This is a genomic window from Streptomyces sp. NPDC048392 (genome assembly GCF_043200575.1).
Taxonomy (GTDB): domain Bacteria; phylum Actinomycetota; class Actinomycetes; order Streptomycetales; family Streptomycetaceae; genus Streptomyces.
In genome coordinates, this window is sequence record NZ_JBICYB010000031.1 from 42,321 (window position 1) to 56,715 (window position 14,395).

The 14,395-nt window shown below is 66.1% G+C and carries 16 protein-coding genes and 1 pseudogene; 14 read left to right on the plus strand and 3 right to left on the minus strand.

The window, feature by feature from the left end; translation table 11 throughout:
* Nucleotides 1–8: 8 nt before the first annotated feature.
* The 6 genes from ACGFYH_RS29600 to ACGFYH_RS29625 all read left to right on the plus strand — a co-directional run bounded on the left by ACGFYH_RS29600 (nucleotide 9) and on the right by ACGFYH_RS29625 (nucleotide 3,824).
* Nucleotides 9–911 (plus strand): DUF5936 domain-containing protein, encoded by a 903-nt coding sequence (locus ACGFYH_RS29600; RefSeq protein ID WP_393806238.1) that lies wholly within the window; start codon nucleotides 9–11, stop codon nucleotides 909–911.
* 328 nt (nucleotides 912–1,239) lie between these two features.
* Nucleotides 1,240–1,440, plus strand: coding sequence for a Flp family type IVb pilin (locus ACGFYH_RS29605; RefSeq protein WP_393806239.1), 201 nt, complete (start codon nucleotides 1,240–1,242; stop codon nucleotides 1,438–1,440).
* Entirely contained in the window at nucleotides 1,437–2,042 is a 606-nt protein-coding gene (locus ACGFYH_RS29610) for a pilus assembly protein TadG-related protein (protein WP_393806272.1), read from the plus strand. Before ACGFYH_RS29605 ends, ACGFYH_RS29610 begins: the two co-directional genes overlap by 4 nt.
* Nucleotides 2,043–2,058: 16 nt before the next feature.
* Complete coding sequence (locus ACGFYH_RS29615) at nucleotides 2,059–2,640, plus strand: hypothetical protein (protein WP_393806240.1); 582 nt, start codon at nucleotides 2,059–2,061, stop codon at nucleotides 2,638–2,640.
* A gap of 8 nt (nucleotides 2,641–2,648) precedes the next feature.
* Nucleotides 2,649–3,281 (plus strand): OmpA family protein, encoded by a 633-nt coding sequence (locus ACGFYH_RS29620; RefSeq protein ID WP_393806241.1) that lies wholly within the window; start codon nucleotides 2,649–2,651, stop codon nucleotides 3,279–3,281.
* Between the two features lie 6 nt (nucleotides 3,282–3,287).
* Nucleotides 3,288–3,824 (plus strand): hypothetical protein, encoded by a 537-nt coding sequence (locus ACGFYH_RS29625; RefSeq protein WP_393806242.1) that lies wholly within the window; start codon nucleotides 3,288–3,290, stop codon nucleotides 3,822–3,824.
* A gap of 26 nt (nucleotides 3,825–3,850) precedes the next feature.
* On the opposite strand, the gene ACGFYH_RS29630 is transcribed toward ACGFYH_RS29625, so the two are convergent.
* Nucleotides 3,851–4,231: a DUF192 domain-containing protein gene (locus ACGFYH_RS29630; protein WP_393806243.1), complete on the minus strand. Its 381-nt coding sequence runs from the start codon at nucleotides 4,229–4,231 to the stop codon at nucleotides 3,851–3,853.
* Nucleotides 4,232–4,501: 270 nt separating this feature from the next.
* Here ACGFYH_RS29630 and ACGFYH_RS29635 point away from each other — a divergent pair, with 270 nt between their 5' ends.
* From ACGFYH_RS29635 to ACGFYH_RS29665, 7 genes are all read left to right on the plus strand, one after another.
* Entirely contained in the window at nucleotides 4,502–5,164 is a 663-nt protein-coding gene (locus ACGFYH_RS29635; protein ID WP_393806244.1) for a hypothetical protein, read from the plus strand.
* The gene (locus ACGFYH_RS29640) at nucleotides 5,152–6,183 is read left to right on the plus strand and encodes a hypothetical protein (RefSeq protein ID WP_393806245.1); all 1,032 of its coding nucleotides are present in this window, start codon (nucleotides 5,152–5,154) and stop codon (nucleotides 6,181–6,183) included. Before ACGFYH_RS29635 ends, ACGFYH_RS29640 begins: the two co-directional genes overlap by 13 nt.
* 130 nt (nucleotides 6,184–6,313) lie before the next feature.
* Entirely contained in the window at nucleotides 6,314–6,631 is a 318-nt protein-coding gene (locus ACGFYH_RS29645; protein ID WP_393806246.1) for a hypothetical protein, read from the plus strand.
* Nucleotides 6,628–7,992: a hypothetical protein gene (locus ACGFYH_RS29650; RefSeq protein ID WP_393806247.1), complete on the plus strand. Its 1,365-nt coding sequence runs from the start codon at nucleotides 6,628–6,630 to the stop codon at nucleotides 7,990–7,992. The genes ACGFYH_RS29645 and ACGFYH_RS29650 overlap by 4 nt, the downstream gene beginning before the upstream one ends.
* Before the next feature lie 84 nt (nucleotides 7,993–8,076).
* On the plus strand, nucleotides 8,077–8,718 hold the full coding sequence (locus tag ACGFYH_RS29655; RefSeq protein ID WP_393806248.1) for a hypothetical protein: 642 nt from the start codon (nucleotides 8,077–8,079) through the stop codon (nucleotides 8,716–8,718).
* Nucleotides 8,690–9,352 carry a hypothetical protein gene (locus ACGFYH_RS29660; protein WP_393806249.1) on the plus strand — a complete coding sequence of 221 codons (663 nt, stop codon included), beginning with the start codon at nucleotides 8,690–8,692 and terminating at the stop codon, nucleotides 9,350–9,352. The genes ACGFYH_RS29655 and ACGFYH_RS29660 overlap by 29 nt, the downstream gene beginning before the upstream one ends.
* Nucleotides 9,353–9,393: 41 nt before the next feature.
* Nucleotides 9,394–10,293 carry an LLM class flavin-dependent oxidoreductase gene (locus tag ACGFYH_RS29665; protein ID WP_393806250.1) on the plus strand — a complete coding sequence of 300 codons (900 nt, stop codon included), beginning with the start codon at nucleotides 9,394–9,396 and terminating at the stop codon, nucleotides 10,291–10,293.
* A 155-nt stretch (nucleotides 10,294–10,448) separates the two neighbouring features.
* Here ACGFYH_RS29665 and ACGFYH_RS29670 read toward each other — a convergent pair.
* Both ACGFYH_RS29670 and ACGFYH_RS29675 read right to left on the minus strand, forming a co-directional pair.
* Nucleotides 10,449–11,664: pseudogene (locus ACGFYH_RS29670) on the minus strand (IS1380 family transposase).
* A gap of 253 nt (nucleotides 11,665–11,917) precedes the next feature.
* Nucleotides 11,918–12,541: a TetR/AcrR family transcriptional regulator gene (locus ACGFYH_RS29675; RefSeq protein ID WP_393806251.1), complete on the minus strand. Its 624-nt coding sequence runs from the start codon at nucleotides 12,539–12,541 to the stop codon at nucleotides 11,918–11,920.
* A gap of 117 nt (nucleotides 12,542–12,658) precedes the next feature.
* Here ACGFYH_RS29675 and ACGFYH_RS29680 point away from each other — a divergent pair, with 117 nt between their 5' ends.
* Nucleotides 12,659–14,110: an amidase gene (locus ACGFYH_RS29680; RefSeq protein ID WP_393806252.1), complete on the plus strand. Its 1,452-nt coding sequence runs from the start codon at nucleotides 12,659–12,661 to the stop codon at nucleotides 14,108–14,110.
* Nucleotides 14,111–14,395: the final 285 nt, after the last annotated feature.

Below are 14,395 nucleotides of genomic sequence, written 5' to 3' on the forward strand. Positions count from 1 at the left end.
GAGGACAGATGGACACGGGCCTCGCCGGAACATTCCTCGCCCTCCTCATGGGCCTGAGCGTCTGGGGCGTCTTCGCCGGCATCCGCATGTACCGGGCCGACGCCAGACTGCCCGACGACCTCGCCCTCGCCCTGGAGGTCGGCTCCACCCGCACCGGCGCGGTGGACTCCCTCATCGACCGCATGGGCATGCGCTACGCCCCCGCCGTACTGCGCCTGATGGGCCCGGCCCTGGTCGCCAGGTACCGCCGCAGGATCGACCTGGCCGGCAACCCCGGCGGCCTCACCATCGACCGTTACGCGGCACGCCGGGCGGTGTACGGCTTCCTGGGCGCGGTCGGCTTCCTGGTCTTCGCCCTGCGCGGCCAGTACCTGATGGCGCTCCTCCTGCTGTCCTTCGGCGCCTTCTGGACGGAGGTGGGCATCTGGTCGGCGATCCGCATCCGCAAGGACGTCATCGAGCGCACGCTCCCCGACTTCCTGGACGTCCTGGCCGTCGTGGTCAGCGCGGGCCTGGGCTTCCGCCAGGCCCTCGACCGGGTGGCCATGCGCTACGAGGGGCCCTGGGCCGACGAACTGCGCATCACACTCCGCCAGATGGACCTGGGCATGAGCCGCCGAGCGGCCTTCTCGGAACTGCGCCGGCGCAACGACTCCGAGCAGGTGGCGATGTTCGTGACCGCACTCCAGCAGGGCGAGGAACTGGGCGCCCCCATCGTCGACACCCTGGTCTCCCTGGCCAAGGACATGCGCCGCACGGACGCCCAGAACGCCCGCCGCAAGGCCGCCCGAGCGGTACCCAAGGCCACGATGATGATCACGACCTTCATGGTCCCGGCCACGATGATCCTCCTCGGCGCCGGCCTGATCCTGGGCTCGGGCACCGACTTCGGAACGATCACGGGCGAGTAGGGGAGGAGCGACGGCATGCGGATCAAGTACCCGGGACGGGAGGAGGACGTACACACTAAAAGTGCGACTGCACACGCATCATCAACGTCAACAACCCGTGACCTACGGCCCAGTCGGGCCACTTTCACCCAAAGCCTTTCGCACTCGCAATCCGCTGTGGGACAGTCGTTGCCTGGTACTCCCGACAGGCCGAGGTCCCAACCGAGCGCAGGGGAGGTGGAGATCGTGGACACCATGACGTCCGGCATGACCAGCCAGCCGATCACCGCCGCCCACCCGTACGTTCCGCACGAGGAACGCGGCTCCGTCCACCCTGGAGGGGAACACCATGACCAACTGGCTTCACACCACCGCCGCACACCTGCACTCCCGCGCCACCGCCCGCAACGACAAGGGCCAGACGGCTGTGGAGTACCTGGGGATCATCGCGGTGGTGGTGGCGATCGTACTGGCGATCACGGGGACGGACATCGGGCAGACGATCTTCGACGCCATTACCTCGAAGATCGCCGAAGTCACGGGTGGCTGAGTCGGCTCGCTCAGCGCGGCGATGCAGGGCAGGCTTTTCCCATCTACATCACAGTGGTGGGGGGCCTGCTCTTTCTCGCGCTTGCGTACTTCGCGCTCGGCCAAGCCGCAGCGACTCGCAGTGACGCCCAGACAGCGGCAGATGCTGCCGCCCTCGCGGCGGCTCTTGAAACGCGGGATCAGCTTGCCGATCAGTGGGTTACGAACATCCTCGATCCGGACTCATGGCAGGCCATCTTCGATGGCGAGGCGCCTGTGCCCAGCTCCTGTTGGCGTGCACATCAGCTCGCGGCACGAAATGACGCGAGCGTGACTTGTCGTGCGGACGGCTTGCTGGGCTACACCGTCGTCGCGGAGACTCACGATTCCGTAGGGGACAGCATCGTTCCGGGCACGGAGAACCAGCAGGCCACGGAATCCGCCACTGCCGTCATCGAGGCCCGTTGCTCCTTCGCATCTGAGGACACTGGCGAAGACGAGCTACCCAGCCTCTCGTGCAAGGGCGAGGAGTGGGAGTTGAGACCAGATGATCTCACGGACCTGCCGAAGTCCGAGGATCTTTTCGACGTCCACTTGGCCGACTCACAAGCGAATGACGAGTGACGAAGGAAACGCAGACATGAGCATTCGGTTCATGACGACGGTCCGCAGAGGGACGCTCACACTGGCCGTTCTGGCCAGCCTGGCAGCCGGTGCTGTCGGCTGCGGCGGTGGAGGCGGCGACGACGAGAAACCGAAGGCGTCGGCGTCAGCCTCGAAGGAAGACGGGTCCGGGCCGAGTGCTCAGGAAGGCAATGCTGTGGAGCCGTTGGCCGAGCTACAGGGAAGCAACGGTCTACTCCTGCGAATCCTCTCTGCCGAGCGTGATTCGGGTGGTTTCGTAACTGTGAACGGTGAGCTGAAGAACGACGGTGACAAGAGTGTCGCGGTGCCATCCGGGCTGAGCGGAAACGAGACGGAGATCATCAGAAACGGCAGGTCGCTCGGCGGAGCGACGCTCGTGGACTCCAGAAGTAAGAAGCGGTACTACGTGCTGCGTGATACAGACGGTCGTCCGTTGACGACCACTGGCTTGTCGACGATCAAGGCTGGTGACCGCCTAGCGGTCTTCATGCAGTTCCCGGCTCCCCCCGCGGACACCACCGAGGTCACCTTCCAACTGCCCACCTTCGCCAGCGCGACCATCTCCATCTCCGGGTGAGGCCCGCGATGACCCCGACCCCGCGCCGCCTCACCCTTTCCCTGACCGCGGTCACCCTCCTGCTCGCCACAACCCTCCACGGCACAACCGCAGCCCACGCCGAAGACGACCCCAACGACCCCCCAGGCACCGAACCCTCCGCCTCCGCCCCCGTGGAAGTGGACCCCAACGACCCGGACCTGAAGCTCCCGGACGGAGCCACACTCGCCCAGGCGAAGGTCCTGGACATCAAGTCGGTCGTGGAAGAGCAGAGCGGCGACGAACGCCGCGAGGACACCAACACGAGCGTGACACTCGCGCTCCAGGCCGAGGTGCTGTTCGGCAAGGACAGCTCGAAGCTCGGCGCCGAGGCGAAGGCCCGCATCACGGGCATCGCCGACGAGATCCGAACCCAGAACGCCGCCAGGGTCCGCGTCTTCGGCTTCACCGACAACCTCGGCTCCTCCGCCCACGGCGACGTACTCTCCAAAAAGCGCGCCAATGCCGTTCACGACGTCCTGTCCCAGGTCCTGAACGACGCCGACATCACCTATGAGGTCCGCGGGTACGGCGAGCAGTACCCCATCGCCGACAACTCGACGGAGGCCGGCCGCAAGAAGAACCGCAGGGTCGAGGTCTCCTTCCCCCGCTCGGAGCCCTGAGGACAGATGCCGAACCCCGACAACCAGGTGACGCAGCGCAAGCCACGACGTTCACTGCCCGTGGCCCTCGTCGCGCTGACGGCTCTCACGGCGGCTGCCTGCAACGGCGCGGACGGTACGGACGCGACACCGTCCACACCCCCGGAGCGCCCCACGGCCTCGCCCGCCCCGCGCCCCGAGCCGTCCTCCGTATCGGCAGCGGACGGTCATGACATCGATGCCTGTACGGACGGTGACTGCGAGATCGCGGTGTCCAAGCCCGTGACCATCCGCTTCGAAGGGCCGCACGGCCCGGCCACGCTTTCGGTGACCGAGGTCGGCTCGAACAGGATCGAGTACGAGGTGACGTCGGGCAACGGCCAGTCGAAGGGCGGCGCGAGCGGCCCGGACCAAGGCTGCCTGACGATCCTCCGGAAGAACGGCAGCGGCAATTCCTGCGGCGACCTGACCACCACCCGCCCGAGCGCCCGTCCCGGCGCCGTGGTGATCCAGGCAACCACTGGCGCGGACGGCACGGCCCTGCTCCATATCGTCTCCCCCTGACGCGCCCCGACCGCGGCGGAACCGCCCTATTCGTCCGCGATCTCCACCCGTACCCGTGCCCCCACCCGCAGGCCCCACCCGGCCATCGCTCCGGCGGCCGCTTCCAGCACCATCCTGGAACGCACTCGGGGCAACCCCAGCCTGCCCGGCCGCATGGTGCGTACGGCGATGACGTTGAGCCGCCGGTCGAGGTAGGCGACGTCGATGGGCATCCGCATCCGAAAGGTGTGCACGCTGTTGGCGGGGGTCAGGAGCATCGCGCCGTCGATCGAGTCGCGCCCCAACAGCCCCTTGGCCCGGCCGCGATACGAGCCCGCGATCTCCAGCGGCACGCGAACGCTCCCGCTGCCGCCCCGCCCCTCCACGACCAACGTGCCCGCCCCGTCCCGCCAACGTCGCCATCCCACACCGGGCCCCCTCCGCACCGTTCGCCGCCTCGCCGAAGGTATCCGTCCCGAGCCGGACGCAACACGACGTTCGTTGGGCCCGCGTGGCGGCCGGTCCGCTTTGCCGCTTCCGGTGTGTCGCGCAACCGCTATGGCCCAAGAAGCAACATGCACCGCGGATTTGGACACCCCTGCCACCGCAGGGAGACGGGGCTCACCCTGGTGCCGTTCGTTGCCGGTGGATAGCGTTGCCTCGCTGAAGAGAAGCCTCGTCCCACCCAGGAGCCGACAGTGAATCGCCGCCGCCCTACCCTCCCCGCAGCGCTCACGCTGACCGCCGCTGCGGCCTTGACGCTGTCCGCGTGCGGAAGCGACGACAGCTCCGCAGCGGAAGACAGCGGCAAGATCGAGGGCGCTGACACGAGCAGTGGAACGCCAGCCGTCCCAAGCCCAAGCTCGACGGACACCATTGGCCGACCGAAAATCACATTTCCTTCCGACGCGAAGAACGTTTTCGAGTACGAGAAGACGGGGAACGCGGCGAAGGATGCTGCCCTTGCGGACAGTACGCTGAGCGTCAACGCTGTTGATGAGGCGATTTTCGAAGGGAGTGCCGACACTAAGGCCCTCGGCTTCTACAACGCTGAGTCCGCTTTGAGTGATTCGATCACGTATGCGTTGGGATACATCAACAAGAAGCACACGTGGGTCGGTGAGACGCGGTACTTCGACTACAAGGTTAATCTCTCCGGAGACCGCGAGGCATACATCACTTACTGCTCGGACGAGAGTAAGTCCTTCATCAAAGACAAGAAGACGGGGGAGGTGAAGGATACGCCAACGACGGTGGATAGCTACGTCCTTTATAACGCAAAGCTGGCGAAGAACGCTGAGGGCGTTTGGCAGACGACCGACATCGCGTCAAATCGGGGGAGTAAAAAATGCCAGCCGTGAGTCAATCGCTGAGGTGTGCGACCGTCGCCGCGACCGTTCTCATCTCGGTGATATCGGCCCCGGCGGCCTTCGCAGGCGGCCGCGGCGAGGGCGGTAGCCGCGGTTCCACGGACCAACAGGCCAATGCAGATGGTGATGGCACCGTTTCCGTTACCGTCGGGGGTGTTGTATTTGACCGTTCGAAAAATGGGCGTGGTGATTCGGTCGGTGCGGTGACGTCGTCGACGTCTTGGTCGCCGCCGGCGTGTTGGTATGCCCCGAAGTATACGCCTGAGGAGTTGCAGGATTACCTGGAGCCGATCTGGGAGGCTGAGTCCACGGGGTATGAGTGGGATGCCAAGCAGCGGGAGAAGTACAACGCGGAGGATGAGAAGAAGGGTTTCAACAAGGACAAGACTGGTAAGGGCTTTTGGTGGGGTTCGTATGTGAACAGGAGCTATCCGCCAGGGTGGGACAAGTGCGATACGGATTACTTCTGGGTGGACAAGGGTGATGCGCCGCCCGCGGACAGGGAGAATGCCGTTACTCCGGAGGTTTTGGCCGAACTTGCCTATGCGGAGATCCGTGTCCCGGGTACCGAGGTGACGTTGGCGCCGGCTGGGGCGACCAAGGTGAATCTTCCGACGTGGGCGTGGCTGGACGGTGCGGAGTTCAAGCCGGTTTCGGTGACCGCGTCCGTGGAGGAGATCGGTATCAGCGCGACGGCGACGGCGGAGCCGGTGTCGTTGCAGATCAAGGCGGGTACGCCGGATGCCGTGACCTACCCGGTGTCGGGTGTCTGCGAGATCAGAGACGGTCGTATCGGTGCGCCGTACGAGAAGGGCAGGGCGGATGACACGCCGCCGTGCGGGGTGAAGTACCTGCGTTCTTCGGGTGACGGCACGTTCCCGTTGCAGGCGACGGTCACTTGGAAGATCCACTGGACGGGCAGCGGCAACGCGGGCGGCGACCTCCCCGACGGCACGTTCGGCGCCACCCAGGACGTCGTCGTCCAGGAGATCCAGGCCGTCAACCGCTGATCGGTTCAGCCAGTCCTCAGAGCGGAATGTGGACCCCTTGAGGGCCGTGGCAGCCGCGGGGGCGCCACGAAACGCCGTTGTCGTCGTTCCTCTCATCGGTGCAGGTGGACCGGTGAGGGGAGGCGGGTAAGTGACGGAGCGGCTTGCCGTGGACGGCGACGAACTCGGGCGCTTCATGAAGTCGTTGAAGGAGTCGTCGACATCACTCAGGGGCGTTCGCAAGGCGCTGTCGGACGCGACGATCGTCGGCCTGGGGACGGATGAACTCGATTCGGCGTGCGAGGCCTTCCAGGAGGACTGGAAGTACGGCTCCGAGGAGATCGGCAAGCAGACGGAGGACCTCGCCGACATCATCGGCAAGAGTAAGGACAGCTACCTCGAGGTCGACAAGGCGCTCGATGCGGCGTTGCGGAAGTCGCGCGAAGCCAAGAGCGGCGGCGAGAGGTGACCGTCACCGCCGGCAACGACCAGTACGGTGCCGCGCTTGATCCGCAGTCGCGGGCGGACCTGGGCAAACCGCAGGGACTCAAGTCCGCTCCACGCATTCCGAACCCCGAGTATCCGTGCCTCGGCTTCCATCCGGTGCCGGGGGACACGGAGACCGTGCGGGGGCTGGAGAAGAAGCTCAGTGGATGCGCGAAGGTGCTCCAGGAGGCGTACGACCTCGTCACCAAGCTTCTCGACGGCGGCTACTGGAAGGGCGACGCCGCGGTGGCCTTCCGTGAGCAGCTCGACGGCGGGCCGTTGCCGCTCAACCTGAAGAACGCGGCGCACTCGATCCGCAAGGCTGCCAGGCAGCTGGACCGCTGGGAGGGCGAACTCGACGACTTCCAGCGGCGGGCCAGGAAGCTGGAGGGCGACGCGCGGGAAGCGCAGGCCGCGGTCGATCGCGCACAGGGGCGCGCGGACAAGGCGGGCAGCGACCCCGGCCTCGAGAAGGACGGGGCCGACGGCGATGCCGCGCAGAAGGCCCTCACGCGGGCGAACGGCGACCTCGACGACGCGCAGGCCGAGCTGAGGAAGGTCATTGGCAAGGCGAAGAGGCTGGCCGAGGAGCATGAGGAGAGGGCCGGGTACCGGGCGCGGAAGATCCGCGACGCCACAAAGAAGTTGGTGCCGCATGAGCCGGGATGGTTCGACGAGGTACTGGACTGGCTGGGCGACAACCTGCCGGACATCCTCAGCTTCGTGGCGGGGCTCATTGGGGTTGTGGCGCTTCTACTCGCTGGGCCGTTGGGGTGGGGCATCGCGACGGTTGCTGCCTTGATGCTCATCGCTTCAGGGCTGAGCGCAGTAGCGCTTGGCCTGCGGCTCGCAGACCCGCAAGTGCGTGCGTCTCTGTGGGACGGCATGACGGAGGGAGAACTCGACGCCGACTTCTGGAGCAACGCAGTCTCAGTAGGAGCAGACGCCGCTGGTTCCCTGCCCGGTGTCGCGGCAGTGGCCAAGGGTGCCTTCGAAGCGACGCGAGCCGTTCGGAGGAGCGGTCAAGTGCTGGATTTCTGGCAGAAGGCCGGCACCTACGGTTCCAAGGTTCTCGACGAGGCCGGATCAATCACTAGCCTGGATAACACAATGGTTGCCCGAGCGGTGCGCGGCTTCAGTGATCCCGACAGAGCAGCCAATGTCATTGCCGGTACTTCGGGCGTCGTCGGCGTTGGTACGGGAGGTTTCGGCCTCTACAACAAGGTCGTAGACGCAGAGGACGACGTAATCAAGGACGGCGCTGTTGCCGGAATCGATGGTTCACGTCTTGTTCTTGACAGTGGTGGCCTCGTGAACATCGCACGGTACGTTTTCTGTCGTTGATTAAGAGAGAAGGGGTTCGTGAATCCTGTCGTCTGTGCGACTGCCTGGGATCACCCGCCTACCCGTCGAGCTTGGCTCAGCCACATGGTGATGAACGTCGTCGGACTCTTCGGCTGGGTGAGTGGCTGGGTCATCTTGCTCGGCATCTCGGTATACTCGGCCGACTGGCTCGTGTGGGTATTTCTCCCATACTTCATTTATGGGCCCTACCGTGTGCTGACACAGTTGCAATACTTTCCCGCAGCACTATCGATACTGCGTATCCTGCGCACCTATCGATGGCAACTTCTGCGAGGAGTTCCGCACGGATTAAGCAACCGACCGGAGATCGCCAGCAGGCACTATGGCTGGTTCGAGTTTCCCAATCCTGCTGTTCCAAGTCAGTGGCTCCCGATGGTCTTCGCACGGCATCTGCGTCTGGAATGGTGGTCTCGGCGTATGGCTCCTCGTGCCAAGCCGCATCTGAAGGCTCAGATCGAGGAGATTTGGTTTGCGGGGGATGCTCGCTTCGTGGGAGTCATCGCCGCACCCGCACGGCGGAGAAAATCACCCCGGCGCATGCACGTCATCGAACAGCGTATGAACGCTCAGACCGATGAGCGGCTCAATGGTTGGGGCGCTGGTCCAGATGATATTGTGCGTGGGGTACCGGGCAGTCGGCCGTTCCGTTCACTCTTGAGCCGTACAGGGACACAGCGTGAACACTCCCCGGATTATGATGCATGATTCTGTCAACGACGAACAAGCAGAGTTGTGGTTCGCTGAACCCTCTGGATTCATGTCTCTGCCACTCGAATCCCTGCTAACTGCGCCTGGCTCGGCAGACGCCGAAGTGATGCGCGAGACCGTCGCCCCGCTACTCGATGCGGCCCCCAATGAAGTAGTGCGCCAGCGGTTCGTTGCTCAATTAGCCCTGGGTCAGCAGATGCTTGGGGCGCTGTGTGGATTCGGTACGGTCCACTGTTCAGTCGGCCTGCATCGAGACGACATCGACCCGACGAATGCACACTTGCTCTCCCTCTTCACCATCTCCTGGCGCGACACGAAAGTAGCTCCACGTGGAGTCACCGCCGCCCGTGTCGCCACGTCGGCCAACGGGCATACGCACGTTGCCTTTGAGGAGTTTCCCTGCGGGCCCGCAGCCCTCAGTGAGGCCACCTTGCGTTACGTCGCCGAGAGCGGGATCCCCCAACTCCCCCTCCTCCAGATCCACGCCCATCTCCCCCACCCCGACTGCAAGCGACTGGCCGTGTTCACGCTCAGTACCACTGCGGTCGCGCGTCGGGAGGAGTACCGGGCGGTGTTGAGGCAGATTGTCGAGACCGTGCGTTTTGAGAATCCTCTGCGTGCGGAGGCGTAATGCTGTTGTCCGGCGGCGCGGGCCGAGGGTAGGAAGAGTCCATGACTGGATTCGGTGCCGTGTTCCGTCCTCAGCTCGCCCCCGAGCGGCTGCGCGCCGTGGCTCGTGTCGCCGATGAGGTGGGGCTCGACGAGCTGTGGCTGTGGGAGGACTGTTTCCGGGAGGGCGGGATCTCCACCGCCGCCGCTGCCCTCGCGTGGACCGAGCGGGCGCGGGTCGGGGTCGGGCTGTTGCCCGTGCCGTTGCGGAACGTGGCCGTCACCGCGATGGAAGCCGCCACACTGCACCGGATGTTCCCCGGCCGTGCCGTCCTCGGCGTGGGGCACGGGGTGCAGGACTGGATGGGGCAGGTCGGGGCGCGGGTCGAGTCGCCCGTCACGCTTTTGCGGGAGCATCTCATCGCGTTGCGGGCGTTGCTGCGTGGCCAGCGGGTGACGTCGGAGGGGCGCTACGTCCGGCTCGACGACGTCGCGCTCGACTGGCCGCCGGAACAGGCCGTCGAGGTACTCGCCGGGGCCACCGGACCCCGTTCACTGCGGCTGTCCGGTGAGGCCGCCGACGGGACCGTACTCACCGCGAACACTTCGCCGGACGGAGTGCGCCGGGCCCGGCGGCTCATTGACGAAGGGCGCGCGGCGGCCGGGCGGACCGAGGCGCACAAGGTCGTCGTGTATCTCCTTGCGGCGACCGGGCCCGATGCGCGTGCACGTCTTCGGGCCGAGCTGGTCGCCGAAGGTGTCGGGGCCGTGCCGGACCTCGGGGTCGCCGGGGACGCGGAGGCCGTTGCCGAGGCCGTGCGTCGGCTGGCCGGGGCCGGGGCCGACACCGTGATTCTTCAGCCGACCGGCGGCGAGCCCGATCCGGAGGGATTCGTACGGTTCGCCGCCGAGCAGGTGCGGCCTTTGATTGCCCAAGGGTGTCCTGGCCTCGATCGTTCATGAGTCCTCGTCGGTTCGCTGACGGGGACCTTGTGCTTGCGTGGTGCGGAATTTCGTGGGCTGGGGCAGGTTGGCGGCCTGGCTGTCGCGTCGGGTGGGCGCCGGGGTTCCACGGCTCCGGGATGTGCTGAGGCTCGTCGGGACGGTCGAGTTGCTGGTCAGCCGGGGTTCGGCAGGGCTGCGATTCGTTGGATCGCGCGAGTGATCACAGCCGTCCAGGGCCATCGGGCGTTGAGACGGAGCCAGCGGCGGCGGCCGGTGGTGACCAGTTGGGCAGCGGCAGAGAACAGCCGTAGACGAAGCCGTTTGGGCTCCCAGCGGCGGGTTTCTGCGGTCATGGCGAGCATCGGCATCAAGGCCAGGATGTCGAGTGCGAGAGAGACGATCTCCAGCCAGATCCGGTTCTGGGCGGTGTCGTGCAGGGGGAGGTTACGCAGGCCGGTGTCGCGGGCGCTTCGGATGCGGTCCTCACAGCGGGCCCTGCGGCGGTGACGTAGTTCCAGGTCGGCGAGCTGGCCACCTTGGGTGTTGGTCGCGAAACAGGTGAGCCGCAGTCCGTCGAAGTCGGTGAAGCGCAATCGGGCGCCGGGGTGCGGCCGTTCTTTGCGGATGATGAGCCGCATGTCCTTGGGCCACGTGCTCAGGTCGGGGATGTCGGTGATCTCTGCGACCCAGGCGCCGGGCCGCTCGGTGCCATTGGCGTCGTAGGCCGGCGTCCATGCCTTCTTTGGGATCTTCAGAACGGCCTGGTGGATGGCGTCGGTGATGGTCATCCCGACGGAATACGACAGCCACCGGCCCCGGTGGGAGAGCCAGTCGAGGAAGGCGTGGGTGCCACCGGCTGAGTCGGCGCGGATCAGTGTCTTGCGGCCTCGCCGTAGGTGCTTGGGGAGCTGGGCTAGGGCGAGTTGAGCTGTTTCGATGTGATCGCTCGCGGTGTTGGAGCCGGCGTTGCCGGGGCGCAGTATCGCTGCCACCGGCTCTCCGGAACCGGCCTGGCCGTAATCGACGAACGCGACGAGCGGATGGTGGCCGAAGGTCTTCTTCCAGGTCACGGTGGCATCCTGCTTCCTCGGAGTGCGCAAGTACGAGCACGCCGTCGATGTCCACGATCACGTGACCGTCGGCGGCCGGAGCGTCCGCTCCGGCCAGTTCCCAGACCTGCGACCGTGCTTCGGCCCGCGCCGACCGGATCGCGGTGAGCGCCTTCGGTGCAGTTGCGGCGAGGGAGTCGATGAGCCGGGAGACCGTGGGGTCGGACGCCACCGGGCCGAACACGTCGGGCTCGACCAGCAGCACGCCTCCGGCCTGCGAGACCACCACCCCGCCGCCCTCGATACGGACACGCGGGTACGACCCGATACGCTTCTTCACCTGGAGAGTGCTTCTTTCCGTGCAACCGACAGGACCCTAGACAAGACCAATCGTTGCAGGTCAGAAGCACTCTCTGCTTATTTGATCAGGGCATGGACGAGCGCGTCGGTAACAGGCGAAGCTGACCAGCGAGAACGAGGATCGTCCAGGCCCCTGTTCCCGTTCCGGTCAAAGACGCTTTCAGGTGAGCGGGCGCGCCAGGTCACACTCGTATGCCCACGTTGAGCGGTGGTCGGGCGGGCGGCACGGGCGGTCAGTTTGCCGCCTTGTATGCGCCGAGGTGGGAGCGGTGCCGGTCCACGATTCCCTCGACGATCTTCATTAGGCGGTCTCCCGTCTGATCGATGCTTCCGTTCTGTGTGCTGACCTGCGCCCCTTCGAGTACGAAGGTGATCTCGGCCGCGGCCTGTTCGGGGTCGGGCATCTGGGCTTTGGTGCACATGCCGATCAGCCTGCGGGTCTGGTGGGCCTTGTGGTCCTCGATCACCTGCCGTGCCGGATGAAGGCGGTCGGGCAGCTCGGCGAGGGAGTTGATGAACGGGCAGCCTCTGTATGAGATCGCCGGCAGCCCCTCGGCGATGAAGCGGGCCAGGCCCAGAATCTGCTCCTCGGGCCGGTCGGGGTATTCGGTTTCCACGCGGTCGAAGGCCGCCTGATAATCGGCGGCGACGATCCGCAGCCACTCCGCGACCAGCGCGTCTTTGGTCTCGAAGTGCCGGTAGATCGCCATTTTGGTGGTCTCGGCCTTGTCGGCGATCGTCTGGACCCCCACCTGCCGGATCCCTTCTCTCTGGAAGAGCTCTTCGGCCGCGTCGAGGATGCGCTCACGAGGCGGCAGCTTCGCCACTCTGCTCGGCCTGCTGAGGGTCGATGCCATGACTACTCCGTCACTCCGATCGTGGGGTTGCAACCCCCTACGGTACCAGCCAGACCCTTTCGATACCGTATAGTATCGTTCGGCACTCGACGGTATCGGTCTTGTCAGGGAGTGACAGTGAAAGTTTCTGAATACGTGAGCTTCGACGCGGTCGGGCTGGCGGAGCTGGTGGCCAAGGGCGAGGTGCTCCCCGCCGAACTGGAGGCAGCCGCACGCGAGGCTGTACAGGCAGTCGATCCGCGGATCAACGCCATCGTGGAGACCTGGCCGCCCGACGACGAACCTGTCCCCGGCAGCGCACCCCTGGCCGGCGTCCCTTTTCTGATCAAAGACATCGCGGTGGCCATGGCCGGCAGGCGAATGGAGCTGGGAAGCCGTCTGGCGGCCGGGAACGTCGCAGGCTCCGACTCCTCACTGATGCTGCGCTTCCGTCGCGCCGGCCTCGTGACGTTCGGGCGCACCGCGACACCGGAGATGGCCTACGGCATCTCGACGGAATCAGCGTTGTACGGCGCGACCCGCAACCCGTGGGATCTGGAGCGGAGCGCGGGCGGATCCAGTGGAGGCGCGGCCGCCGCTGTCGCCGCAGGGATGGCCCCGGTCGCCCATGGCACCGACGCCGCCGGATCGCTCCGTGTCCCCGCCGCCTACAACGGCCTCTTCGGGATCAAACCCACCCGGGGCCGGGTGTCCATGGGGCCCGGCGTCGACGAGGTCTTCAACGGCCTGGCCGTGCACGGCAGCGTCAGCCGCACCGTACGCGACAGTGCGGTACTGCTCGACCAGATACGCGGCCCGGAATCGGGCGACCCCTACTTCGCCCAGCAGCCGTCACGGCCGTACGCGGAGGAAGTCACCCGTCGTCCGGGCTCGTTGCGAATCGGTGTCCTCGCCCAGGCGTGGGGCGGACGCCGCACCACCGCACCGGTGACCGACGCCCTCTCCCGCACCGTGCGGTTGCTCGAATCCCTCGGTCACCAGGTGGAGGAGGCCGAGGTCGACCTCGGCGCCGACTGGGAGGAATTCGTCCTGGCCAACGCCCGGCTCATGACGGTGAACCTCACCACCCTGGTCGACGGGTTGGCCGCCGCCTTCGGCCGTCCCATCGACTCCTCGACCCTTGAGCCGGCGACCCTCGCCGGCTACCACTACGGGCAGCGGGTCGGCGGCGCGCAATTCCTCACCGCTCTCGCGATGCGGAACCAGGTGGCCCGAAGCCTGGCACGGTACTTCGACGCGTACGACATCCTCCTCACGCCCACCCTGCCGGAGCCCCCCTTGCCTCTAGGCACTCATACCGAGGGTGCGGAGACACTGGACGGCCTCGGCTGGATCGAGCGCATCAATGACCTGTCGCCGTTCACCATGCCGTTCAACGTAGCGGGCACGCCCGCCATGTCCGTACCTGTGACGGCCGACGCCGGGACGGGGCTTCCGGTAGGTATGCAGTTCGCCGCCGGATACGGCCTTGAAAGCCGGCTCTTCCGCCTCGCCGGCCAACTCGAACAGGCAAGTCCGTGGTCAGGCCGAACTCCCACGGTATGGGCTGGGAACCACCCAGGCCGCTGAAGAACGCTCCTGGCACGCTGCAGAGAGACATCGAAGGATTCTTGTCGGTCTCAGGACCGAAAATTCTCGCGGCGCACGGGACGGATGCGCTCAATGCCGAGGCGAAGCCGCGGGTATGCCGACCTCGACGAGTTGGGGCGGCCCTCGTGGTTGCCCCCTTCATGGTGGTGACCCGGCCTCGGAGGATCCTCTCGCGCATGCGCTCGCGATCGATCCGCCTGCGGCGCACAGCACGGGAAAGAACATGACCTCCATGCCGTCGGGGTCGCGAACGCAGGCGGGCAG